This window comes from Stenotrophomonas sp. KH_036_B, from assembly GCF_057839485.1.
The window spans coordinates 1080668-1101976 of record NZ_CM174491.1 but is presented as its reverse complement, the minus strand read 5'-3'; the positions used below and the strand labels follow the sequence as shown (position 1 = coordinate 1101976).

20 protein-coding genes are annotated in these 21309 nt (G+C 67.6%); 10 read left to right on the top strand and 10 right to left on the bottom strand.

The window, feature by feature from the left end; all coding sequences use genetic code 11:
* The first annotated feature begins 54 nt into the window (after positions 1-54).
* Positions 55-1428, top strand: a complete 1374-nt coding sequence (locus tag AC3ITN_RS05045) for an MFS transporter (protein WP_489392242.1) — start codon at positions 55-57, stop codon at positions 1426-1428.
* A gap of 474 nt (positions 1429-1902) precedes the next feature.
* Here the strand turns inward: AC3ITN_RS05045 and AC3ITN_RS05040 are convergent, their stop codons facing one another.
* The 3 genes from AC3ITN_RS05040 to AC3ITN_RS05030 form a co-directional block, all read right to left on the bottom strand.
* The gene (locus tag AC3ITN_RS05040; protein WP_489392241.1) at positions 1903-3834 is read right to left on the bottom strand and encodes an esterase/lipase family protein; all 1932 of its coding nucleotides are present in this window, start codon (positions 3832-3834) and stop codon (positions 1903-1905) included.
* Positions 3831-4808: an Lnb N-terminal periplasmic domain-containing protein gene (locus tag AC3ITN_RS05035; RefSeq protein ID WP_313346563.1), complete on the bottom strand. Its 978-nt coding sequence runs from the start codon at positions 4806-4808 to the stop codon at positions 3831-3833. The genes AC3ITN_RS05040 and AC3ITN_RS05035 overlap by 4 nt, the downstream gene beginning before the upstream one ends.
* A 150-nt stretch (positions 4809-4958) precedes the next feature.
* Complete coding sequence (locus AC3ITN_RS05030) at positions 4959-5177, bottom strand: hypothetical protein (RefSeq protein WP_313346473.1); 219 nt, start codon at positions 5175-5177, stop codon at positions 4959-4961.
* A gap of 179 nt (positions 5178-5356) precedes the next feature.
* On the opposite strand from AC3ITN_RS05030, the gene AC3ITN_RS05025 reads away from it, so the two are divergent.
* The 6 genes from AC3ITN_RS05025 to AC3ITN_RS05000 all read left to right on the top strand — a co-directional run bounded on the left by AC3ITN_RS05025 (position 5357) and on the right by AC3ITN_RS05000 (position 11507).
* Positions 5357-7447 carry a TonB-dependent siderophore receptor gene (locus AC3ITN_RS05025; protein WP_489392240.1) on the top strand — a complete coding sequence of 697 codons (2091 nt, stop codon included), beginning with the start codon at positions 5357-5359 and terminating at the stop codon, positions 7445-7447.
* Positions 7448-7500: 53 nt separating this feature from the next.
* Positions 7501-8637: a PepSY-associated TM helix domain-containing protein gene (locus AC3ITN_RS05020; protein ID WP_489392239.1), complete on the top strand. Its 1137-nt coding sequence runs from the start codon at positions 7501-7503 to the stop codon at positions 8635-8637.
* Positions 8634-8816, top strand: coding sequence for a hypothetical protein (locus AC3ITN_RS05015; protein WP_489392238.1), 183 nt, complete (start codon positions 8634-8636; stop codon positions 8814-8816). Before AC3ITN_RS05020 ends, AC3ITN_RS05015 begins: the two co-directional genes overlap by 4 nt.
* A gap of 84 nt (positions 8817-8900) precedes the next feature.
* Complete coding sequence (locus AC3ITN_RS05010; RefSeq protein ID WP_489392237.1) at positions 8901-9749, top strand: hypothetical protein; 849 nt, start codon at positions 8901-8903, stop codon at positions 9747-9749.
* Positions 9750-10023: 274 nt separating this feature from the next.
* On the top strand, positions 10024-10242 hold the full coding sequence (locus tag AC3ITN_RS05005) for a helix-turn-helix transcriptional regulator (RefSeq protein ID WP_489392236.1): 219 nt from the start codon (positions 10024-10026) through the stop codon (positions 10240-10242).
* A complete protein-coding gene (locus tag AC3ITN_RS05000) occupies positions 10239-11507 on the top strand; it encodes a type II toxin-antitoxin system HipA family toxin (protein WP_489392235.1) in 1269 nt (422 codons plus the stop codon). Before AC3ITN_RS05005 ends, AC3ITN_RS05000 begins: the two co-directional genes overlap by 4 nt.
* Before the next feature lie 25 nt (positions 11508-11532).
* Here AC3ITN_RS05000 and AC3ITN_RS04995 read toward each other — a convergent pair whose 3' ends face one another.
* From AC3ITN_RS04995 to AC3ITN_RS04985, 3 genes are read right to left on the bottom strand one after another with little or no spacing between them, the layout of a single operon-like run.
* Entirely contained in the window at positions 11533-11913 is a 381-nt protein-coding gene (locus AC3ITN_RS04995) for a YbjQ family protein (RefSeq protein WP_489392234.1), read from the bottom strand.
* A gap of 10 nt (positions 11914-11923) precedes the next feature.
* The gene (locus AC3ITN_RS04990; protein WP_489392233.1) at positions 11924-12424 is read right to left on the bottom strand and encodes a hypothetical protein; all 501 of its coding nucleotides are present in this window, start codon (positions 12422-12424) and stop codon (positions 11924-11926) included.
* A gap of 54 nt (positions 12425-12478) precedes the next feature.
* On the bottom strand, positions 12479-13402 hold the full coding sequence (locus AC3ITN_RS04985) for a LysR family transcriptional regulator (RefSeq protein ID WP_489392232.1): 924 nt from the start codon (positions 13400-13402) through the stop codon (positions 12479-12481).
* A 123-nt stretch (positions 13403-13525) separates the two neighbouring features.
* Here AC3ITN_RS04985 and AC3ITN_RS04980 point away from each other — a divergent pair, with 123 nt between their 5' ends.
* Both AC3ITN_RS04980 and AC3ITN_RS04975 read left to right on the top strand, forming a co-directional pair.
* Positions 13526-14275: an SDR family NAD(P)-dependent oxidoreductase gene (locus tag AC3ITN_RS04980; protein WP_489392231.1), complete on the top strand. Its 750-nt coding sequence runs from the start codon at positions 13526-13528 to the stop codon at positions 14273-14275.
* A gap of 23 nt (positions 14276-14298) precedes the next feature.
* A complete protein-coding gene (locus AC3ITN_RS04975) occupies positions 14299-15591 on the top strand; it encodes a GAF domain-containing sensor histidine kinase (protein WP_489392230.1) in 1293 nt (430 codons plus the stop codon).
* Positions 15592-15714: 123 nt separating this feature from the next.
* On the opposite strand, the gene AC3ITN_RS04970 is transcribed toward AC3ITN_RS04975, so the two are convergent.
* The 4 genes from AC3ITN_RS04970 to AC3ITN_RS04955 form a co-directional block, all read right to left on the bottom strand.
* Positions 15715-16557 (bottom strand): alpha/beta fold hydrolase, encoded by an 843-nt coding sequence (locus AC3ITN_RS04970; RefSeq protein WP_489392872.1) that lies wholly within the window; start codon positions 16555-16557, stop codon positions 15715-15717.
* 213 nt (positions 16558-16770) lie between these two features.
* Entirely contained in the window at positions 16771-19758 is a 2988-nt protein-coding gene (locus tag AC3ITN_RS04965) for a sensor histidine kinase (RefSeq protein ID WP_489392229.1), read from the bottom strand.
* 77 nt (positions 19759-19835) lie between these two features.
* Positions 19836-20201 carry a helix-turn-helix domain-containing protein gene (locus AC3ITN_RS04960; RefSeq protein WP_489392228.1) on the bottom strand — a complete coding sequence of 122 codons (366 nt, stop codon included), beginning with the start codon at positions 20199-20201 and terminating at the stop codon, positions 19836-19838.
* Between the two features lie 144 nt (positions 20202-20345).
* Complete coding sequence (locus tag AC3ITN_RS04955) at positions 20346-20738, bottom strand: hypothetical protein (RefSeq protein ID WP_489392227.1); 393 nt, start codon at positions 20736-20738, stop codon at positions 20346-20348.
* A 202-nt stretch (positions 20739-20940) separates the two neighbouring features.
* Here AC3ITN_RS04955 and AC3ITN_RS04950 point away from each other — a divergent pair, with 202 nt between their 5' ends.
* Positions 20941-21303, top strand: coding sequence for an H-NS family nucleoid-associated regulatory protein (locus AC3ITN_RS04950; RefSeq protein ID WP_489392226.1), 363 nt, complete (start codon positions 20941-20943; stop codon positions 21301-21303).
* The last annotated feature ends 6 nt before the right edge of the window (positions 21304-21309 follow it).

The window sequence follows — 21309 nt, the reverse complement described above, 5'->3', positions numbered from 1 at the left end:
GGGACCGCGCCGCGTGCTGCAAGCGCCGCGCGCCCTTCGTTGCCTGGAATCCGCATGTCCTCCGATGTTGCCGCCCCCGCCGCCCCCACGGCTGCCACCGAGACGCCACCGTCGATCCTGTCGCCGGCCTACCGCGCCACGACGGTGGGCATGGTGGCGCTGGTCTCGCTGCACGCCTTCGAAGCATTGGCCGTGGCTGCCGCAATGCCCACTGTCGCCCATGACCTCGACGGCCTGCGCCTGTACGCGCTGGCCTTCGGCGGCACCCTGGCCACCAGCGTGATCGGCATGACCCTGGCCGGGCGCTGGAGCGACCAGCAGGGTCCGGCGCGGCCGCTGTGGCTGGGCCTGGCCTGCTTCATCGCCGGCCTGCTGCTGGCCGGCCTGGCCCAGCACATGCCGGTGCTGGTGCTGGGCCGCCTGTTGCAGGGCCTGGGCGCGGGGGCGATTTCGGTGGCGCTGTATGTGCTGGTGGGGCGTACCTACCCCGAGGCGATGCGGCCGCGCGTGTTCGCGGCGTTCTCCGCCGGGTGGGTGGTGCCGTCGCTGATCGGCCCGGCCATCAGTGGCCTGATCGTGCAGCACGTTGGCTGGCGCTGGGTGTTCCTGGCGGTGCCGGTGCTGGCCATACCCGCGGCGCTGCTGCTGCGCCCTGCGCTGCGCCATGTGCGCGCATTGGACACCGCGCCGGCGCCGACAACGCAGGTGGTGCGCTGGGCGGTGGGCGCTTCATTCGGCGCCCTGCTGCTGTACGTGGGCGGCCAGCAGGTGGGCTGGCAGGCCGCCGCGCTGCTGGTGCCGGCGGTGCTGCTGTTGGCGGTATGCAGTTGGCGGCTGCTGCCGGCCGGCACCCTGCGCCTGCGCCACGGGCTGCCCAGCGTGATCGCGCTGCGCGGCATCGCCGCCTCGGCGTTCTTCGGCTGCGAGGCATTCCTGCCCCTGCTGCTGCAGCGCGAACGCGGGCTCACGCCATTGCTGGCCGGCGTGGCGCTGAGCCTGGGGGCGTTGGGCTGGTTCGGCGGTTCGTGGTTCCAGGGCCACCAGCGCCATGGCTGGGAGCGGCGCCAGCTGCTGCATATGGGCGCGTTGCTGATGTGCGGCGGCATCATCGCCACCTCGCTGGCGCTCCAGCCCGGGGTACCGCTGTGGTGTGCCCTGGCCGGCTGGACGCTGACCGGGCTGGGCATGGGGCTGATCTACCCCAGCCTGTCACTGCTGACGCTGTCACTGTCTCCGCCGGCCCAGCAGGGCGCGAATACCTCGGCGCTGCAGCTCAGCGAAGCGCTGGCCGTGGCCACCACGCTGGCGGTGTCCGGTTCGCTGTTCGCGCTGCTGCTCACGGCCGATGTGATGCTGGGCTACCTGCTGATCTTCGCGATCATGCTGCTGCTGGCCGCGGCCAGCGTGGTGGTGGCGCGGCGGGTGTAGCGCCACGCCCTGCGTGGCGGGGCTCCGTCCAGCACCGCGCAGCCACGCAGGGCGTGGCTCTACACGCAAACGGCGACACCACGTAGCGCCACGCCCTGCGTGGCGGGGCTCCGTCCGGCACCGCGCAGCCACGCAGGGCGTGGCTCTACACGCATACGGCGACACCACGTCGCGCCACGTCCTGCGTGGCTGGGCTGCGTCCGGCACCGCGCAGCCACGCAGGGCGTGGCTCTACACGCATACGGCGACACCACGTCGCGCCACGCCCTGCGTGGCTGGGCTCCGTCCGGCACCGCGCAGCCACGCAGGGCGTGGCTCTACACGCATACGGCGACACCACGTAGCGCCACGCCCTGCGTGGCTGGGCTCCGTCCGGCACCGCGCAGCCACGCAGGGCGTGGCTCTACACGCAAACGGCGACACCACGTAGCGCCACGCCCTGCGTGGCTGCCGGATGCCGGCTACGCGCGTTGATCAAGGCGTCACTTGCTCCAGGTCCTCCCTGAGGATCCGCCGGATCTCCAGCACCGCCTGCGGGGTTTCCTGCACGCTGTGGCCGGAGATGATCACCTTCTCCGACACCGCACCCTCCAGGTGCGCACTCCAATACGGCACCAGCCCATCGTCGGACTGCTCCAGCGGGACACCTGGTTTGCGCTGGGCAATGATGGAGTGGTACTTCAGGCCCGGCATGATCGGCAGCGCGCTGGACGCCTTCACGAACGGATCGCTGGCCTTGAGGTTGTCGATGCTGTTGGGAATCTGCAGCTTCGTGGCCTGCGCCGACTGCACTTCGGACTGCTGCAGGGTCTGGAACACGTCCTCGAACTTGCCCAGGATGGTGATCGGCAGGCGCACCAGGCGACCGATGAACCGCCCGACCCGGTTGCCGGCGATATCGGTGCCCTTGTGCGGCGCGGCGATGAAGATCGCCCGCTCCACGTTCGGCTCCGCGTCGAAGTGCAGCAACGGCCCCAGTTTGGCTTCCACCCGCTTCAGGCGCTCGCCCTTGAGGTCATAGTTGGCCAGCAGCTGGTTCCACAGTGTGTCGCCGGAACTGGTGACCAGCAGGCGTGCCAGCACCCCGCCCATGCTGTGGCCGATGAACACCATGTCCTTGGACGCCGCCGACGTGCCCTTCGGATCGAAATGCCGCAGCGTGTTGTCGAACGCCTGGTCGATCTCGAAGCGGTTCAGCGCAATCGGAGCATTGGTCGGGTAGTACACCTGCCACACCTGGAAATGCCTGCGCAGCTCGGGGTCGCCCAGGATCTCGTTGGCCACGTTCACCCACGCCTCCGGGCTGCTGCCCAGGCCGTGCAGCATGAAGATGATGCGGCGGTTCGGGTCCCACGGCTGCATCAAATACATGTGCGGTTCGGCAATGCCCTGGCTCAGCCCGAACAGCGTGCGCAGCGACTGCGTGGCGAAGCCGGACTGCGCCAGCCACATGCCGTATGCCGCGGTGAAGTTGCCGGCCAGCGGCACCTTCTCGCCGTGCAGGTTCACGCTTTCGGTGGACTCGGGCGAATACACATCGAACAGCACCTGGGTGGTATCCAGCACCTGCTGCAGGCTGTCGCCCTTGAAACGCAGCAATGCGGTGGCGTTGATCGCCGACATCTCGCTGTACTGCGGAATGTCAGCCTTCCCGCCATCCGCCGGTGCGATCAGCTTGGGCGGGTCCATCACCACCACCAGCTCGGCGCCGAAACCATCGCGGCGGTAGGTGCTGCGCAGCCCGGCAAAGCTCACCGACGAGGCCGAGACCATGGTGCTGGGAATGCTGGTCATGCGCAGCTCGTCGAAATCCGAGGTCAGCGTCCAGCGCTCACCGGCGACGGCGGCGTTGTAATCCTCGCCTTCCAGCGCGCTTTCGCGGCTGCGCTTGAACACCACCGTCGCCGTCTGCTCGGCGGCGTAGTTGTAGTAATCCCGCACCTGGGTCTGGCGGTCCTCGAAGGCCCGGTCCGACGGCGTGCGCCCGCTGAAGAACAGGTAGGCATAGGCATATCGCGCCGCCTCCAGCCAGGCATCCAGCGCCGCGTCGGACATCGGCGTCTTCTCGCGGTCCTTGGGCTTGGGCGTGAGCGCCAGTGCGTTCTTCACCCACAACTCGGACAGCGCCGAAAGGCGCTGCTCCTCCGGCAGGTCGCGGGTGTCCTTCAGGGTCTTTTCGCAGGCGGCAATATCCTTTTCGCACAGCGCCACATCCAGCCCGATCACGCTCAGCGTCTCCTGCGAGGCCATGCTGAACCTGCCGGAGGTCAGCACGTCACCGCGCTTGTTGGCCAGGTAGTCGGTGGGCGACACCTGCTTCATGGTGACCATCGCGCAACCGCTGGAGAGCAGCAGGGACACCAGCACCGCCAGCAGCGGTACTCCACGGCGCAGGAACAGGCTCATGGCTGCGCCTCCGCGTCCACGCCGGGTACGCCCTGGCGGATGCGCTGCGAGAAGTGCGGGTCGTTGCCGGCGGCGCGCGCACGATCGGTGATGCGCCCGCGTGCCTTGAGGGTGGCGAAGTCCACGCCCGGCGCCAGCACGCCCAGGTCGCGTGCGTATTCGGCGAAATAGCCGGACGCCAGCAGCCGGTAGTCCAGGGGCAGCCCGGGCGCGATCTGCTTGGCCAGCTCATACACGATCGTGGTGCAGTTGCTGGTCAGCGTGTTGTAGAACGCGGGGGCGGCATCCAGTTTGCGTGCCTCACCCAAGTAGGACACGAACAGGCCCTTGAGCTGCTCACGGGTCATGCCCTGCAGCCGGTAAAGATAGACGTCTTCGCCGCGCACGTTGCTGCGCACGCGCACGATGTCGGTCTCCTCGGCCGCCACCAGGGTCATCTCGAACTTGCGGAAGAAGCCGCCCAGCGCCGAGAACGATTCGCCGCGCTCCTTGCGGATCTCCAGCGAGAACACCAGCTGGCGGCCGTCGGCAAAGCCGAACGACACCAGGGTGTGGGCGATGGTGGGCCCCATCCAGTACGACAGGATCAGGTCGGCCGATCGCAGCTGGTCCAGGTCGTATTCGCGGCGCTCCCAGCGCACGTCGTGGTCGTCATCGGTTCGCCAGGCGAAGTTGCGCACGTTGTCGAGCACCACATGCCGGCCATCGAAGCTCACCACCTTCAGGCGTTGTGCCACATCGTCTGCCCATACCCGGTCCTGGCGCGGCGTAAGCAGCAGCCACCAGACCCCTGTGACCACCAGGGCGGCCAGGAACAGCAGACCCGGCCAGCGCCCGACGCGCGCCCGACCCACTGCCACCGCCGTCATCAGCGCAAAGCCGCCCCACAGGGCCATCATCACCCCACGCAGCCAGCCCGGCCCGGGCAGCTGGTAGGCCAGCATTCCCGCGACCCACAGTGCCGCCACCAGCATCAGCAGTGCCAGTCCCCATCGTCCTGCAGTCTTCACGCATCGTTCCGTCGGTTGGTCGGGGCGCTAGTTAGCCACAACCACGCGTGTGCAGCATGTCTGCCTGTTCAGCTTGGGCCGGGACCGGCGAAACTGATCGCCCGGAGGGTCGCTTCAGCGCCGTCCGCCGGCGACCTTCTGCCAAGGCGCCATGCCCTTTCGGCCATGCAGCAGCGGGCGTTTCAGCGGCGCACGGCGCGGCATGGGGATGCCCACCCCCGGGGCCGCGGTGTCATCCCGGCGCAGTGCCTCGGCACGCTCGCCAACCAGCAGGGCCGCCACTTCCTCCAGCCCGTTGCGCATCGCGCGGGCGGCTGTCTGCAGGGTATTCATGGGGTGTCTCCAGATCCGGCGTGGGGACGGTCTACGTTAGGGCCGGTACCGCGTAGGCGCCGTGCAGGGGATGTGGCAGGAAGATGAAACCGCCTCCCGCGGCCACGCAGCTGAGATTCATTTGCGTTCGCATCCTCACCTCCCGATAATTCCGGCCCTCTATCCCCGGGATTCCCGTCATGCCCGCCATGTCGCGCCGCTCTGCCCTGTTCGTGCTGGCCCCCACCCTGCTGGCCGCCGCCATCGCCCATGCCCAGGACGGCACCAGCGCCCGCACCCTGGACGCGGTGACCGTGGTGGCCGACCGTGCCAGCACCGCGACCAAGACGGACACCCCGCTGACCCAGACCCCCCAGGCGATCAGCGTGGTGACCAACGGCCTGTTCACCGACCGCGGCGCGCAGAACCTGCAGGAGACCCTGCGCTACAGCGCCGGCGTCACCGCCGATGCCTACGGCCTGGATACCCGCAGCGACGGCAGCACGGTGCGTGGCCTGGACCCGGTGCAGTACCTGGACGGCCTGCGCCGCAGCTATGGCTTCAACCCGCTGGCGCGCACCGAGGTGTACGGCCTGGAGCGCGTGGAAGTGCTGCGCGGCCCGTCCTCTGTGCTGTACGGCGCTGGCGCAACCGGCGGCATCATCAATGCCATGACCAAGCGCCCGACCTTCACCGACCTGAGCGGTGAGGTGGGCGTGCAGCTGGGCACCTTCGACCGCAAGCAGTTCCAGGCCGATGTGGGCGGCGCGCTCAACAACGATGGCACCCTGGCCGGCCGCGTCGTCGGCCTGGTGCGCGATGCGGGCATGCAGACCGACTACATCAGCGACGACCGCCTCTACCTGGCACCGTCGATCAGCTGGCGCGGCGAGCGCAGCACCCTCACCGTGCTGACCAGCTACCAGCACGACAAGACCGCCTCCAGCCAGCAGTTCCTGCCGGTGGTGGCCACCCTGCACGCCCCGCCGGGCACGCCGCGCCTGGACCCGTCGACGTTCCTCGGCGACCGCGACTTCGACATGCTCGATTCGCGTGTGTACAGCGTTACCGCGCTGTTCGACCACCGCTTCAGCGACACCGTCAGCCTGCGCTCGTCGGTGCGCTACCTCGACGGCAAGACCGAATTCCGCGAACTGTACCCGGACACCTACAGCAACCCGACCGACCCGTTCATCGACGCCGACCGCCGCGTGCTCAACCGCAACGCCTACGGCGTGCGCCCGGACGTGCGTTCGCTGACCAGCGACACGGCGGTGCAGTTCGACTTCGCCACCGGGGCCTTCCAGCACCTGCTGCTGGCCGGCGTGGACTACAGCGATTACCGCGAGACGTCCTACACCCTGGACGCCACGCCCACCCCGATCGACATCTACACCCCGGTGTCCACCGGCGTGACCATCAACGGCTGGGACCGCCTGCCCGACCAGCAGACCACCCAGCTGGGCGTGTACCTGCAGGACCAGATCCGCTGGGCCGACCGCGTGTCGCTGGTGCTGGGCGCACGCCGCGACCACGCGCGCAGCAAGACCGAGGGCCTGCCCAGCCAGACCGACAACGCCACCACCTGGCGCGCAGGCCTGATCGGCGACGTGGGCGGCGGCGTGTCCCCGTACATCAGCTACAGCGAGTCGTTCCTGCCCGTCACCGGCCAGGACCTGTACGGCCGCGCGTTCAAGCCGATGCAGGGCGACCAGTGGGAGGGCGGCGTGAAGTGGCAGCCGGCGTCGAACATGCTGGTCACGCTGGCGGCGTACCGCATCACCGAGACCAACCGCCAGACCAATGACCCGGACAACGTGCTCAACGTCATCCAGACCGGCGAGATCCAATCCAAGGGCGTGGAGCTGGAGGGCCAGTTCCAGTTCGCGCACGACGTTACGCTGACGGCGGCGTATTCGCGCAACAAGGCCGAGGTGACCCGAAGCAACTTCGCCATGGAAGTAAACCAGCGCCTCAACGACACGCCGCAGGAACTGGCGTCGCTGTGGCTGGGCAAGGGCGTGCAGCTGGATGCCGACGCGCGCCTGCGGGTGGGCCTGGGCGGGCGCTACGTGGGCAACACCCAGTCGCTGGGCTACGGCGGCTTCATCCGCACCCCGAGCTACACGCTGGTGGACGCACTGTTTGAAGTGCAGGTCGTGGATTGGACGATGGCCCTGAACATCACCAACCTGAGCGACAAGAAGTACTTCGCCCCGTGCCGCAACTTCGGCGACTGCTTCACCGGCAACCCGCGCACCGTGACCGGCACGATTTCGTACCGCTTCTAAGTAGTGACGGGCCACGCCCGCCAGCCTATCTCCAGCCGCCGCCAGAGAACCCAATGCAACGCACCACCATCAAAGCCTGGTTTCTGGTCCACAAGTGGACCAGCCTCATCTGCACCCTGTTCCTGCTGCTGTTGTGCCTCACCGGCCTGCCGCTGATCTTCGCCGAGGAAATCGACCACCTGGGCGAACCGCATGTGGAGCATCCGCAGGACAACGCCCCGCACCGCAACCTGGACGACCAGGTCCGTACCGCGCTGGCGCAGTACCCGGGCAACGTGCCGCTGTTCGTCGGCTGGGACTGGGAAGGACACACCGTGTACGTGAACACCGGTGCGCGCGTCGACACCCCGCCGCCGCAGATGAAAACGGCGCTGCTGCACGCCAGCAGCGGCGAAGTGGTGCCCGCCCCGCAGTTCAACGAAGGGGTGATGTACTTCCTGCTTCGCCTGCATACCGACCTGTTCCTCGGCCTGCCCGGCCTGCTGTTCATGGGCGCCATGGGCCTGCTGTTCGCGGTGGCCATCATCTCCGGCCTCGTGCTGTACGGCCCCTTCATGCGCCGCCAGCGGTTCGGCACGCTGCGTACCGGTCGCAGCCGTCGGCTGGCGTGGCTGGACCTGCACAACGTCGTTGGCGTGGTCACCCTGGGCTGGGCGCTGGTGGTGGGCATCACCGGCGTCATCAACACGGTGGCCAAGCCGCTTGAAACGGCCTGGCAGAGCGAGCAGCTCGGCGAATTCGCCGCCCGCTACGCCGGCCAGCCGCGCCCCATCACGCTGGCCTCGCTGCAGGCGGCGGTGGACACCGCACGCGCCGCCGAACCCGATATGCGCCCGGCGTTCGTCAGCTTCCCCGGCACCGGCTACAGCGGCGACCACCACTTCGGGGTATTCATGCAGGGCAATACGCCCATCACCGAGCGCATGTACCGCCCGGTGCTGATCGACGCGGTCACCGGCGAACTCACGGCCCAGCCGCAGCTGCCCACCTACATGACCGTGCTGCTGCTCAGCCAGCCGCTGCATTTCGGCAACTACGGCAACCTGCCGCTGAAGATCCTGTGGGCGGTGCTGGACCTGCTCACCATCCTCGTCCTCATCAGCGGCCTGTACCTCTGGTTCAAACGCGGCAGCACCGAAGCGCGCGTGACCGAGATCGAGCGTGCCGAGAAGACGGGGGGCGGCGCATGAGCCGGCCGACTGCTCCGAATGGCAGCCCCTTCACCGCGCCTGCGTGGATCGCCGCTGCCAGCGTGCTGGGCCTGGTCAGCGCCCTGATCGGCGACGGCGTGTTCGACGTGGTGTCGTGGGCGGTGTTCGCCGCCCTGATCGGGCTGGTGGTGCGGGCGTGGGTGAAGCGCACGCGCTGAAGCGCGGATCGCTGCGGGACACAGGATCAGCCGCGCCGCCCGGCTCGCCTATACTCGGGCAACGCATCACCAAGGGATTTGAACATGGATGTGACCCGTTACCGCGCAGGGCGCCTGGCGTGCGCACTGCTCGCAGCGCTCTGTGCTGCGGCCAGCAGCGTACATGCCGAACCGATCGACGATGCGCTGGCGGCGCAGATGGCGGCCATTTCGCATCTGCAGGCGTTGGGGGCAGGCAGCGCCACGGGCGCTGCGTCCCTGCCGCCGGACTGGACCGTGCTGGAAGCACAGCTGGATAAGGTCTTTCTTTCCACGGCGCACATGTCCGACTTTGACCAGGCCGACCGCCGGAAGACGATGACCTTGTGCCTGAACCTGTTCCAGGCGCAGATGGCACTGCTCGCCCCGGCTGAAGCAGACTTGAAGCCATCAGCCGCCAAGGGGGAGGACAGGAAGGACACCATGAAGGCGTTGCTGGGCCGTAGCCCTCGCATGCGTCGCAACCACACCCGCATATTCCTGGAGCAGACGCGGTGCTCCACCCAGGTCCTGCAGCTCGACGCGGCGACCTGGCCCGTTGAGAGCGGTCCTTCCGATGATCCCAATCGCATGCTTGGAATGCTGATCGCTCCCGTCAGGGCGTTCGCGCTCGCTGCCTTCGGTGGCCTGCTCGACCCCGCCACCGGGCCGCAGGAACGTGCCGAACTGGCCGCGCAGGCCCTGCCGGTGGCCACGGCACTTGCACAGGCGCTGCCGCCCGAAATGCGCGGCGCAATTCCCGAAGGGATGGAGCGCGATCTCGACAAGGCCGGCCTTCCGGACCGCGCCACGGTGCAGCCGGTGGTGGACGCCTTCCGCACCGATGCCTGCGCCCTCTCCTGCCAACGCAGCAGAGGCCGCCTTGGCGACGACATCCCCCGTAAGGACCCCTGATTTCGGGCACCGATCAGCTGATGCCAACGGCCTGGTCGAGGAATGCCGCTACCGCGGGCACCACGACGCCGTCCCGTAGCGCAGCACTTCGGTCAGACCGGTCATGAGGTCGGTGGCGGTGGTCCAGGCGTGGATGAAGCGGACGCGCGGCCTTTATTACCGTACGGTAATGTTTCCTTGCAATCGACCAATTTATGGTGAATTATTCCCGAACGGGACTAATTTCCTCACACTCGATCGATATCAGTAAAACATTACCGTACGGGAATATCTCATGCTCACCGTCGCTCATATGGACGATCTCGGAAATGCCGTCCGTGCCTCGCGGAAACGCCACGCCTTGACGCAAGCCGATCTGGCTGGCTTGTCGGGGACCGGCATCCGTTTCATCAGCGATCTGGAACGGGGCAAGCCGACGCTTGAATTCGGCAGGGTACTCACCGTGTTGCAGGTACTCGGTGTCCGCATGGCGCTTGAAGATCGTGCGGCATGAGCGATTCGCTGCCCGTCCGTTTACATGACCGCCCCATCGGGGTGCTTGAGATTGCGGGCCCGCTCCGCTCGCCGGAAGACTGGCGCTTCACCTACGACACTGATGCGGCGACAGTTTCAACGGCGGGACTTTCACTTTCGATGCCGCTCCGCAGTGAGGCGTATGAAGGCGCTGTAGTGCGCAACTGGTTTGCCAACCTCCTGCCCGAGGGCCGTGTCAAAGAGTCCATCGCACATCGTCTTCGCATTCCACCCTTGGATGACTTCGCGCTGCTGGCGGCGATCGGCGGCGAGTGCGCGGGCGCCGTCAGTATTGGAACGGTCGCCCCCGCCGTCCCCGGCGATGAGACCGATCTTGAAACGATTTTCTATCTTGCAGGAGACAGTGCGGTTGACGGCTCCTGGGCGCTGGCGGGTGCACCGCATCGGCTGTCCCTTGCCGGCGCACAGGACAAGCTGGCCGTGGTGCGTGAATCCGATGGTCGACTGCGACTTCCGCACTACAACGAGCTGAGCACCCATATTCTCAAACCAGACAGCAAGTCGTTGCGCGGCCTGCGGGAACTCGAAGCCCTTGGTCTTCGGCTCGCAAGACACGCAGGCTTGAACGCCATCGACTGCGAGTTGGTGGACGTGGGAGGCAGGCGGGCGCTTCTGCTAGCCCGCTATGACCGCAGTGTTGATCCAGACGGCACACGGCATCGGATGCACCAGGAAGATTTCTGCCAAGCCTTGGGCTATCCCTCGGAAATGAAGTACCAATCACAGGGAGGGCCCTCTCTCGCCAACTGCTCCGCACTGATCACACGGGAATCCTCCATGGGCCCGGTGGCAAGGCAGGCATTCCTGGATTGGGTTGTCTTCTGCGCACTCATTGGCAATGCCGACGCGCATGGAAAGAACTTGGCCATCCTGCATGGAAGAGAAGGAGCACTGAGCCTTGCCCCGCTGTACGACCTGGTACCGACCATCGCCTTCTCCGAGCGCGAGATCGACCGCACTCCTGCGCTGGACATCGGCAAGGCGGCACGTATTGATCAGGTTGATACGTCGGACTGGGACCTTTTCGCGCGGCAGACTGGATATGCGCCGCGCTTTGTAAGAGCAAGGGTCAAGGACCTGGCAGAACGAATCGCGGCCAAGCTGCCCGCTGTAGTTGACGAGCTGGGCAGGGACGGCGCTGATATCGACCTGCTGCGCCGGCGCGCGATAACCCCGATTCTCAACAACGTGCGGCACGCGTTGGACGGCCTCGCCAGGAAGTGATCGTTGCAGGCATCTCAGCCAGCCATCAACGCACCGGTTCAACCACCACCGCCGTGCCGTAGCACAGCACTTCGGTGAGGCCGGTCATGATGTCGGTGGCGTCATACCGCATGCCGATTATCGCGTTGGCGCCCAGCATGCGCGCGTGCTTGGCCATGTCGCGGTAAGTTTCCTCGCGGGCCTGCTCGCACAGTTCGGTGTAGATGGTGATGTTGCCGCCGAACAGGGTCTGGATGCCGCCGAGGAAGTTGCCGACGATCGAACGCGAGCGCACGGTGATGCCGCGCACCACACCCAGATTGCGGGTGATGTGGAAGCCGGGCAGCTCGAAGGCGGTGGTCACCATGGAGTCGTCCAGACGAGGTGCGGTGGGGGGGCGTGCTGCGCTGTTGTACGGGTCTGCCATGGGGCATCTCTTATGTGTGTGGTGGACTGGACCCGTGCGGCGCAGCCTGGGATGGCGGTGCTGCAGCAGCCCGCAGGCGAAGCACCTGCGCCTTGTCTTTCATGGGCAGCATGAAGAGGCCCGGCTTGATGCCTTCGAAGCGGGGACCCTTCAACAGGATCAACCGCGGATCGCTGTCCTGTGCATGGGCCGCCTGAATCTGGCCGAGCGTGTAGTGCAGGTGCGAGGCCAGCGGAACGTGCAGCGTATCCGGCACGCGTGCCGCGTTTGTGATCAACACCGTATCGACGCTGATCTGAAGACGTATCTGGTTGCTCAGCCCGGGACCGGTTCGCGCCTGCGGATCACGGACCTGCTTCCCGGAGCGGTCGACCATATCCACACCGGTCACCCGGCCGATCAGCACGTGATCCGCGCCGGTCGCCATTTCCTCCAACGAGGCTTCGAACGGCAGGCCCGCCAGTGCGACGGCAGGCAGTAACGCGGCCAAGGCAAGCCACATCCGACGCATGCGATTCTCCATCCCTGAATGTTGATCGATCCGGCCCGCGAGGCGGATTCCGAATCATGGCACGTCAGCACTCCCGCCGGCCAACAGCCCCGGCATGGTTTCCGCCAACCACGCAATGAACACCCGCAACCGATGCGTGACGTGCCGGTTGTTCGGGTAGACCACATGGAAGGGGTACGTTGCCGGCCGCCACGCCTGAAGCACCTCCACCAGCGCACCGCTCCGCAGCGCGGGGCCGGCCGCGTAGCTGAAAGTCTGGACGAGCCCTATCCCGGCAATCGCGGCGGCCAGATGCGCGTTGCTTTCGTTGACGCCCAGGCGATGCTCGGCCTTGATCTCCACCACCCCCGCTTCACCACGGAAGCGGAACGGAACGGCGCGTCCGCTGGACGCCAGCACGTAGCTCACCAGCCGATGTCCGTTGCGAAGTTCATCCGGATAGGCCGGCACCCCGTACGCCTTCAGATATGCCGGGCTGGCGCACGTGATCAGTGCGGCATCGCCCAGGTGGCGCGCCACCAGCGACGAGTCGTCCAGCGGGCCGCCGCGGATCACACAGTCCACGTTCTCGCTGATCAGGTTCACCGCACGATCGGAGACACCCAGTTCGATGCGGATGTCCGGGTAACGCGCCATGAACCCCGGCAGCGCCGGCACCAGCACGTCGCGTGCGGTGGAGCCGCCCACGTCCACCCGCAGCAGTCCGCGCGGCGCACCCCGCGCCGCACTGAATGATGCATCGATGTCTTCCAGGTCACGCAGAATCCGGCCGGCCTTCTCGTAGTAAGCCTGCCCTTCGGCCGTGACCGACACCCGCCGCGTGGTCCGCTGCAGCAGCCGCACGCCCAAGTGCCCCTCCAGTTCGCGCACCAGCTTGCTCAGCGTGGCGTTGGGCATGTCCAGCGAGTCGGCCGCCCGGGTGAAGCTGCCGGCCTCCACGACACGGGCAAAGGCGCGGATGGCGATGAGCTGGTTCATTCCTTGATTATGCACAACCATGCATAGTCATTGCATTATTTCGCTATTTATCCATAAACGGAGACCGCCTATCGTTTTCCCATCGGCAACGGAACTTCTTCCCTGCCACACGCGGAGAACACCATGAGCAGCACGTTGAACGGCAAGATCGCCCTGGTCACCGGCGGCACCTCGGGCATTGGCTTGGCCAGTGCCCACCACCTCGCCTCGCTGGGCGCTACGGTCTTCATCACCGGCCGGCGCCAGGCCGAACTGGATGCGGCCGTCGCCGCCATCGGCCCGGCCGCGACGGGTATCCGCGCCGATGCGTCGCGGCCGTCCGACCTGGACACGGTCTACGCGCAGATCGCCCGCCAGGCCGGCAAGCTGGACATCCTGCTGGCCAATGCCGGCGGTGGCGACATGCTGCCGCTCGGCGCGATCACCGAAGAACACTTCGACCGCATCTTCGCCACCAACGTGCGCGGCGTGCTGTTTACCGTGCAGAAGGCGCTGCCGCTGCTGGTCGATGGCGCCTCGGTCATTCTTACCGGCTCGACCGTATCCATCCAGGGCACGGCCAACTTCAGCGTGTACAGCGCCAGCAAGGCGGCCGTGCGCAACTTCGCGCGCTCGTGGGCGCTGGACCTGAAGGACCGCGGCATCCGCGTGAACGTCGTCAGCCCGGGCCCGATCCGCACACCGGGCCTGAGCGACCTGGTGCCCGACGACGCCCGCCAGGGCCTGTTCGACCACTTCGCCACGCAGATCCCGCTGGGTCGGATGGGCGAACCCCAGGAAGTGGCCAACGTCGTGGCGTTCCTGGCGTCGGAACAGTCCAGCTTCATCAACGGCATCGAGCTCTTTGTCGATGGCGGCATGGCGCAGGTCTGAACGCCCATAGGGTGCAATGACCCATGGTCGTTGCACCCCCGGAAGGCAGGCGACCGGTCGTCGCTGCACCGGCGGCCGGCGTTTCATGTGACCATTGGCCGCCTATGTCCGACCCAACTCCCCTGCCCCCCCTGTCCGATCCCGCGCTGCTCAGCGATATCGCCGAGATCGGCCGGATCAAGGCTGTCCCGCGCATCCTGGAGACGGTGGCCCACATCACCGGGTCGCGGTTCACGGCGATCGCCCGCGTGACCGAGACCACGTGGACCGCCTGCGCGACCTACGACACGCTGGGCTTCGGCCTGGTGCCCGGGGGCCAGCTGGTGCTCGAGACTACCATCTGCGACGAGATCCGGAACTCGGGCACGCCCGTGGTGTTCGCGCATGCCAGCCAGCACCCGCGGTTTTCCCAACACCACACACCGCGCATCTATGGGCTGGAAAGCTACGCGTCGGTTCCGATCTTTCGTCCTGACGGCCGTTTCTTCGGCACCCTCTGCGCCATCGACTCGGCGCCGGGCGACTTCGATGAGGCGCACATCCTGCGCTCCTTGGAATTGCTGGCCGAGCTTGTCGGCAACTATCTGGACACCGAAGAGCGCCTCGAGAAGGCGCAGGTGGAACTTTCCGATGCGCACCAGGTGGCGGAGCTGCGTGACCAGTTCATCGCCGTGCTCGGCCATGATCTTCGCAACCCGCTCCAATCCATCAGCATCGTGACCGAGTCGCTCGAACTCGAGCCGCATTCCGACCGCCAGCAGCGCATGTACGACCACATCACGGCAAGCGTGACGCGCATGGAGGGACTGGTCAGCGATGTGCTGGATTTCGCGCGTGGGCGCCTGGGGGGCGGCATTCCCCTGGCATTGCGCACGGCCGACAGCCTCGACAACGCCCTGCAGCAGGTGGTGAACGAAGTGGCCACGGCCACCGGCCGTTCCGATATCGCCGTGCACATGCAGGTCGCGGGCAAGGTGATGTGCGATCCCAACCGGCTCGCGCAGCTGCTGGCAAACCTGCTCACCAACGCCGCGCAGCATGGCGACAGCACGGCGCCCATCGAGCTGGATGTGCAGGCCGATTCGGATGCGCTGGTGCTGACGGTCCGCAATGGGGGCCACATCCGTTCGGACCGGCTGGCCAGCATCTTCGGCCCGTTCTCCCGGGAGAAAGGCGAACGTCCACGGCCTGGGTTGGGACTGGGGCTTTACATCGCCGCGGAGATCGCGCGGTCGCATGGCGGCACGTTGACGGTGGCGTCGAGTGAAGGTGCGGGGACTGCGTTTACGTTCCGTATGCCCAACGTTGCTGCTTGACGTCATGGCAGCCACGCATGGCGTGGCTCTACCGGGTTGGTGGGCTTCCCGCAGCCCCGCATGGCGTGGCTGTACGCGGTTTTTGGGCCCGACGGGGACCTGGGTCCCCGTCGGCCGTTTCGCTCAGGACTTGATGAAGGCCAGCAGGTCCGGGTTGATGACATCGGCGTGCGTGGTCAGCATGCCGTGCGGGTAACCCTTGTACACCTTGAGCGTGCCGTTCTTGAGCAGCTTCACCGACAGCAGGGCGGCGTCTGCGATCGGCACTACCTGGTCGTCGTCGCCGTGCAGTACCAGCGTGGGGACGGTGATTGCCTTGAGGTCGTCGGTCTGGTCGGTTTCCGAGAACGCCTTGATGCCGTCGTAGTGGGCCTTCGCGCTGCCCATCATGCCCTGGCGCCACCAGTTCTGGATCACGCCCTGCGAGATCTTCGCGCCGGGGCGGTTGAAGCCGTAGAACGGGCCGGTCGGGAAGTCGACGAACAGCTGGGCGCGGTTGGCCGCGACACCGGCACGGATGCCGTCGAACACCTCGATGGGCAGCCCGCCCGGGTTGGACGCCGTCTTCAGCATCAGCGGCGGTACCGCGCTGACCAGCACGGCCTTGGCAACACGGCCCTGCGGCTGGCCGAACTTGGCCACGTAGCGCGCCACTTCACCACCGCCGGTGGAATGCCCGATGTGCACCGCGTTGCGCAGGTCGAGGTGCTCGGCCACGGCGGAAGCGTCGGCGGCGTAATGGTCCATGTCATGCCCGTCGCTGACCTGGGCCGAACGCCCGTGGCCGCGGCGGTCGTGCGCGATGACGCGGTAGCCGTGCTGCAGGAAGAACAGCATCTGGGTGTCCCAATCATCCGAGGACAGCGGCCAGCCATGGTGGAAGACGATGGGCTGCGCGTCGCGCGGGCCCCAATCCTTGTAGAAGATGCGGACGCCATCTTTGGTGGTGACGAAGTTCTCGGACATGTACGTGGTTTCCGGTGGGGGCGTAGGGGTGCGCGCCGTGGCGAAACTCGGCAGCGCCATCACGGCGAGCGCCGAGGCGCCGACCTGAAGCGCTTGGCGGCGGGTAAGCGTCAGCGTATCCAGCTGGCGTGGGGGCATCGGTGCATCCTCCTCATGGGCGGCAACCCACATGGAACCAGACCCCGCAGGCCGGCGCTTGTACGCCGTTGCGCTTTACCGCCGGACGCGCTTGAACACGGCCCGCGCCCGATCACGCAGCCCTGCAAGGCCCGGGCGGAACGCGCTTTGCCACGCGAGTGCAGCCGGTATCTGCAGGTCGATCTCGGTACCGCGTCCCGGGCGGCCGGAGAGAATCGTCAAGGTGCCGCCCGCGCGGGCAGCGCGCTCGCGCATGCCCTCCAGGCCCCAGTGCCCCTCGAGGGCCTCGGCGTCCAGCGAGAACCCGCGCCCGTCGTCATGGATGCGAAGCCGGAAGGCGTGCCGCCCGTAGCTGATGGACACCTCCACCGACGTCGCGTGTGCGTGCCGGAACGCATTGAGCATCGCCTCGCGGCCGATCATGTACGCCTCCTCGGCGGCGCAGCGCTGCATCGGGCGCGGCGTACCTTCGACGACCAGCCGCACCGCCGGCGTCTCAAGACCATGGGTCTCCTCCAGCACGCCCATCAACGCCGCGCCCAGGTCACGCGCATGTTCAACATCGCCCCGCAGTCCACGCACACGCTCGCGGCCATCCGCAGCCACGCGCTCGGCCATGGTCATGGCCGCTTCCAGTTCGAGGCGGACCGGGTCGGCGGGGTCCAGCTTCCTGCTCGACGCGTGCAGTCGCAGGATCAGGCCCTGCGTGCTCTGCAGCAGGGTGTCGTGCAGGTCCCGGGCAATCCGCTCGCGCTCACGATGGCGCTCATCCAGCCGGCCGCGGATGTGTGCCGCGACCTGGCGCAACCGGGCAAGGTACAGCAGCCACAGCAGCGCCACCGCCGCGACGACGCACAGCACGCGAAACCAGCCGGTTTCCCAGTAGTGCGGTGCGATCGAGACCACCAGCCGTGCACCCTGTTCGTTCCACACGCCATCGTTGTTGCTCGCCGCAACGCGGAACACATACCGCCCCGAACCCGGCGCGTTGTAGAACGCCGAGCGGGCCGGCGATGCCTCCAGCCACTGCGAATCGAAGCCCTCCAGCCTGTAGCGGAAGCGCACGCGCTCAGGGATGGACAGACTCAGTGCCGTGAAGCGGATCCGCAGGTTGCGCGTGCCGGCAGGCAACCTCACCTCCCCGCCGTTGAGGGGCACCGGGGCACCGTCGACCGCCAGCGAGAGAATCTCCACCGGCGGCGCCACCGGATTGCGCACGATCTGCCGGGGGTCGATCGACACCAGGCCGCTCGTCGTCGCAAACCAGAGCCGCCCGTCCTGCGTGCGCGCCGCCGTAGGCAACGGCCGGAACTGCGCCGCGATGCCGGGCAAGGCGTCCAGCGCGTCGAACCGCTCGTAGCGCGGCCGGCCCTGCCCACCGAACAGGCCGGCGATGTCGGCCGCACGCACCCGCACCACGCCTCGCGCGCCGTTGAACCACAGGTCACCCGCATCGTCGGCCACGATCCCGCTGATGCCACGCAGGTCCTCGCGCACCGCCGCCACCACGTTGCGCAGGCGGCCACCGGCGACCTGCGCCAGGCCGCGCTCGCCGCCGATCCACATGCCCCGGCTGTCTTCGAACAGCGCGGTGACGTTGCCCACGTCCAACGCCTCACCCGACCACGGCGTTGAGAACCGGCCGTTCTCCATGACCGCCACGGCATTGCGTGCAAAGCCCAGCCAAAGGCGGCCATCCGCATCGGCCTGCATCACCAGCGGCGAATCGCCGGACGGCAGGCCGTCCTGGTCGTGCAGGTGCGTCCAGCGTCCCTCTCGAAACCGATGCAGCCCGGGGGTGTTCAAGGACAACCAGAGCGCCCCATCCGGTGTGGTCGCCATGGCCTGCACCCCCGAGCGGGCGGAAACCGGCAGGCCGGATACCCTGTCGAACCGCGCGCCCGCCTTCCGCCACACGCCCTCGGGACCGGCCAGCCAGGTGCGTCCGCCGGCATCCCGGTGCATCGCCGTGATGGCCGACGACAGCGCAAGCGCCTGGCGCGACGCCATGTCCACGCGCTGCAGCGGATGGTTGCGGGTACCCACCAGCAGCGCATCGCCGTCCGCGGCGATGGCGAACTCCTGCGCGCCCTCCGGCATCGCCACCGGGATCAGGTTGGCATGCCGGAACCGGTCCAGGCCGCGGCTGCTGCCCACCCACAGGTTGCCCTCGCGGTCCTCCAGCAACGGCTGCACATAATCCGAACTGAGCCCGTCCACCCGGCGGAAGGACTCGAACCCTGCCGGACTTCGCTGCGGAGATCGACGCAGCAGACCCGTGCCCAGCGTGGTCGCCCAGAGAACCCCGTCGCGGTCGAAGAGCAGGCCGGCAGAGGCACCGGGCTCGCCCTTCTCCCGCAGCGCGCGCACGCCCCCGTCCGCCTCGGCCACCCAGAGGGCGCCGTCGGGTGCCTGCGCGATCTGGCTGATGCGACCCACGCTGCCCGGCACGCTGGCAAACGCGCGGGCGCCGCGTCGCAGGACCACCAGGCCGTTTTCGGTTGCCACCCAGAGCGTGCCGTCGCGATCGGTGAACAGCGTGCGCGCCTGGCGTCCCGGGTAGGCCATGGCGGGCGTCGGCCGCGCCCACTGCTGGCCGTGCAGCGCAACGGGGCCCGTAAACGTGGCCGCCCACAACCGGCCGTCGCCATCTTCGGCGAAGCGGAACACCGTACTGGTGGGCAGGCCATCGGCAGGGCCGTAGTGGCGGACCCGGCTGCCCTCGATCAGGCTCACCCCGCCGTATCGGAAGCCGACCCACAGGCCGCCGCTGCGCGACGTATACAGGGTTGAAACGCTGGTGGCGGGGAAGGCGTGGCTGCCCGGCGGCACGAAGCGGGTGAACCGCGCGCCGTCGAACCGATACAGCCCGATCTCGGTACCCAGCCAGAGGTAACCGTCCGCCGTCTGCGCCAGCGCGGTCACCTGGCCAGGTGCGCCCTGATTCACGGTCCAGGCGGTGTGGTGGAACTGCGCCACACCGCGTGCAGGATCAAGCGCAGCGGCATGTCCACTGAGGAACAGCAGCCACGCGCAGGCAAGGCCCCGGAATATGAACGTCATCATCAGCCCCTTGCGCCCGCGCCATCATACAAAAACGCCCAGGCAAGGCGGACCACGGTGTTCCGCCCCGATGGCCGTCACGCCACCGGCAATCGGGAGGGCGCTTCGCCCCGGACGTACGCGGACGGCGTGCAGCCCAAGGTGCGGCGAAACCAGCGCACGAAGTGGCTCTGGTCGTAGAAGCCCAGTTCGCTGGCGATCTGGCCGATGCGCTGGCCATCACTGCGCAGCAGATGCCGCGCGCGCTCGATGCGCCCCAGACGCTGGTACTCCATGGGACTGACCCCGATCTGGTGGCGGAACAACCGCGCGAAGTGACAGCGGCTCATGCACGCCACGGCCGCGATGGCACTGAGCTGCAACGGCTCACACAGGTTGGCGTCGATGTAGGCGACCGCCCGCCCTATCGCCGGCGAGCCGACCGCTGGCACAGGCACGACCATGCCCATGCCCATGCAGGGCCCGATCACGGGTTGGACGGGGAATGCCGTAGGGCGGGTGTGCACGGGCGGCGACCTCGGGAGAGTTGCTGTGCATGCTGGTCGCATGGGCCTCGCGCCCAAACCCCCAATTGGCCCATCGCGCACCTACTCTTTCGGGTCGTCATCGGGCCGATGCTCCTGGTGACCGGCCCCTCCGGAGGCCGGCCGCTGCAGGACCCGCCTGCCGAACAGCATCGCGTCCACCGAATAGGCCCCCGGCCCCAGCAGCAACAGGGCCACCAGCAGGCCGGCGAACGGCCAGCCGTCCAGGCCCGCATCCAGCCAGCCTATGACCAGCGAGCCCCCTATTCCCAGGGGGAGCAGGCTGCCGCTGGCCAGCAGGACCGCCGCCAGCCACGCCCAGGCGAGCAGGTCAGCCCCGGGCATCGCCATGCGCAGGCCCCAGTGCCAGACCAGCATCGAGGACAGCAGCAGCCGCAGCATGAGCAGGCCCACGCCGGGCAGTCGATCAGGAAATGTCGCGTACAGCAGCTGCACCGGTCGCCTCCCGCGTTCGATCTGGCTGCCCACATTGGGGACCCATCACCGCGGGGGCGCATGCCTCGAAAGAGGGGGTCTTCACTCCCCCGCACCGCCACAACGGGCGCGTCAAACGTCATGTCATGCCGGTCGCCGCCATGGCGCTGGGCAGGGGCATCATTTATCGTGCCACCGTCAGCTCCTTCTTACCTGGAATCACATGCCCCGCAAGTCATCCGCCTCCCCGTCCCCGCACGCCGTGCTGCGTGCCGCCACCAAGGAGGCGTATACGCGTGTGACCGTGCTGCTCAACGCCAGTTATGCCGATTTCAGCCCCGAACAACAGCGCAGCATCCGCGCGCTGGTGGCAGGTGAGGCCCCGGTGCGCCCCGCCAAGCGCGCCAAGCCGGAAAAAGTTGCCGGCGAGGAACTGCCGCCGCGCTATTGGCTGCCGCACAGCCAGGAAACCTGGTCCGGTCGCGGGCGCCCGCCGCAGTCCTTCATCGCCTGGGAAGGAACCGTGGCCCACACCGAATGGAAGAAACGCCACCCGGACGAGCGCTTCCCCGCGTTTCCGGGTTGATCGGTC

Coding starts and splice junctions, on each gene's coding strand:
- AC3ITN_RS05010 (WP_489392237.1), top strand. CDS start 8,901: ATGGATGTGACCCGTTACCGCGCAGGGCGCCTGGCGTGCGCACTGCTC.
- AC3ITN_RS04970 (WP_489392872.1), bottom strand. CDS start 16,557: ATGTCCGAGAACTTCGTCACCACCAAAGATGGCGTCCGCATCTTCTAC.
- AC3ITN_RS05025 (WP_489392240.1), top strand. CDS start 5,357: ATGCCCGCCATGTCGCGCCGCTCTGCCCTGTTCGTGCTGGCCCCCACC.
- AC3ITN_RS05040 (WP_489392241.1), bottom strand. CDS start 3,834: ATGAGCCTGTTCCTGCGCCGTGGAGTACCGCTGCTGGCGGTGCTGGTG.
- AC3ITN_RS04990 (WP_489392233.1), bottom strand. CDS start 12,424: ATGCGTCGGATGTGGCTTGCCTTGGCCGCGTTACTGCCTGCCGTCGCA.
- AC3ITN_RS05000 (WP_489392235.1), top strand. CDS start 10,239: ATGAGCGATTCGCTGCCCGTCCGTTTACATGACCGCCCCATCGGGGTG.
- AC3ITN_RS05030 (WP_313346473.1), bottom strand. CDS start 5,177: ATGAATACCCTGCAGACAGCCGCCCGCGCGATGCGCAACGGGCTGGAG.
- AC3ITN_RS05020 (WP_489392239.1), top strand. CDS start 7,501: ATGCAACGCACCACCATCAAAGCCTGGTTTCTGGTCCACAAGTGGACC.
- AC3ITN_RS04985 (WP_489392232.1), bottom strand. CDS start 13,402: ATGAACCAGCTCATCGCCATCCGCGCCTTTGCCCGTGTCGTGGAGGCC.
- AC3ITN_RS05015 (WP_489392238.1), top strand. CDS start 8,634: ATGAGCCGGCCGACTGCTCCGAATGGCAGCCCCTTCACCGCGCCTGCG.
- AC3ITN_RS04975 (WP_489392230.1), top strand. CDS start 14,299: ATGGTCGTTGCACCCCCGGAAGGCAGGCGACCGGTCGTCGCTGCACCG.
- AC3ITN_RS04965 (WP_489392229.1), bottom strand. CDS start 19,758: ATGACGTTCATATTCCGGGGCCTTGCCTGCGCGTGGCTGCTGTTCCTC.
- AC3ITN_RS04950 (WP_489392226.1), top strand. CDS start 20,941: ATGCCCCGCAAGTCATCCGCCTCCCCGTCCCCGCACGCCGTGCTGCGT.
- AC3ITN_RS04980 (WP_489392231.1), top strand. CDS start 13,526: ATGAGCAGCACGTTGAACGGCAAGATCGCCCTGGTCACCGGCGGCACC.
- AC3ITN_RS04960 (WP_489392228.1), bottom strand. CDS start 20,201: ATGGTCGTGCCTGTGCCAGCGGTCGGCTCGCCGGCGATAGGGCGGGCG.
- AC3ITN_RS05005 (WP_489392236.1), top strand. CDS start 10,024: ATGCTCACCGTCGCTCATATGGACGATCTCGGAAATGCCGTCCGTGCC.
- AC3ITN_RS04995 (WP_489392234.1), bottom strand. CDS start 11,913: ATGGCAGACCCGTACAACAGCGCAGCACGCCCCCCCACCGCACCTCGT.
- AC3ITN_RS05035 (WP_313346563.1), bottom strand. CDS start 4,808: ATGCTGGTGGCGGCACTGTGGGTCGCGGGAATGCTGGCCTACCAGCTG.
- AC3ITN_RS05045 (WP_489392242.1), top strand. CDS start 55: ATGTCCTCCGATGTTGCCGCCCCCGCCGCCCCCACGGCTGCCACCGAG.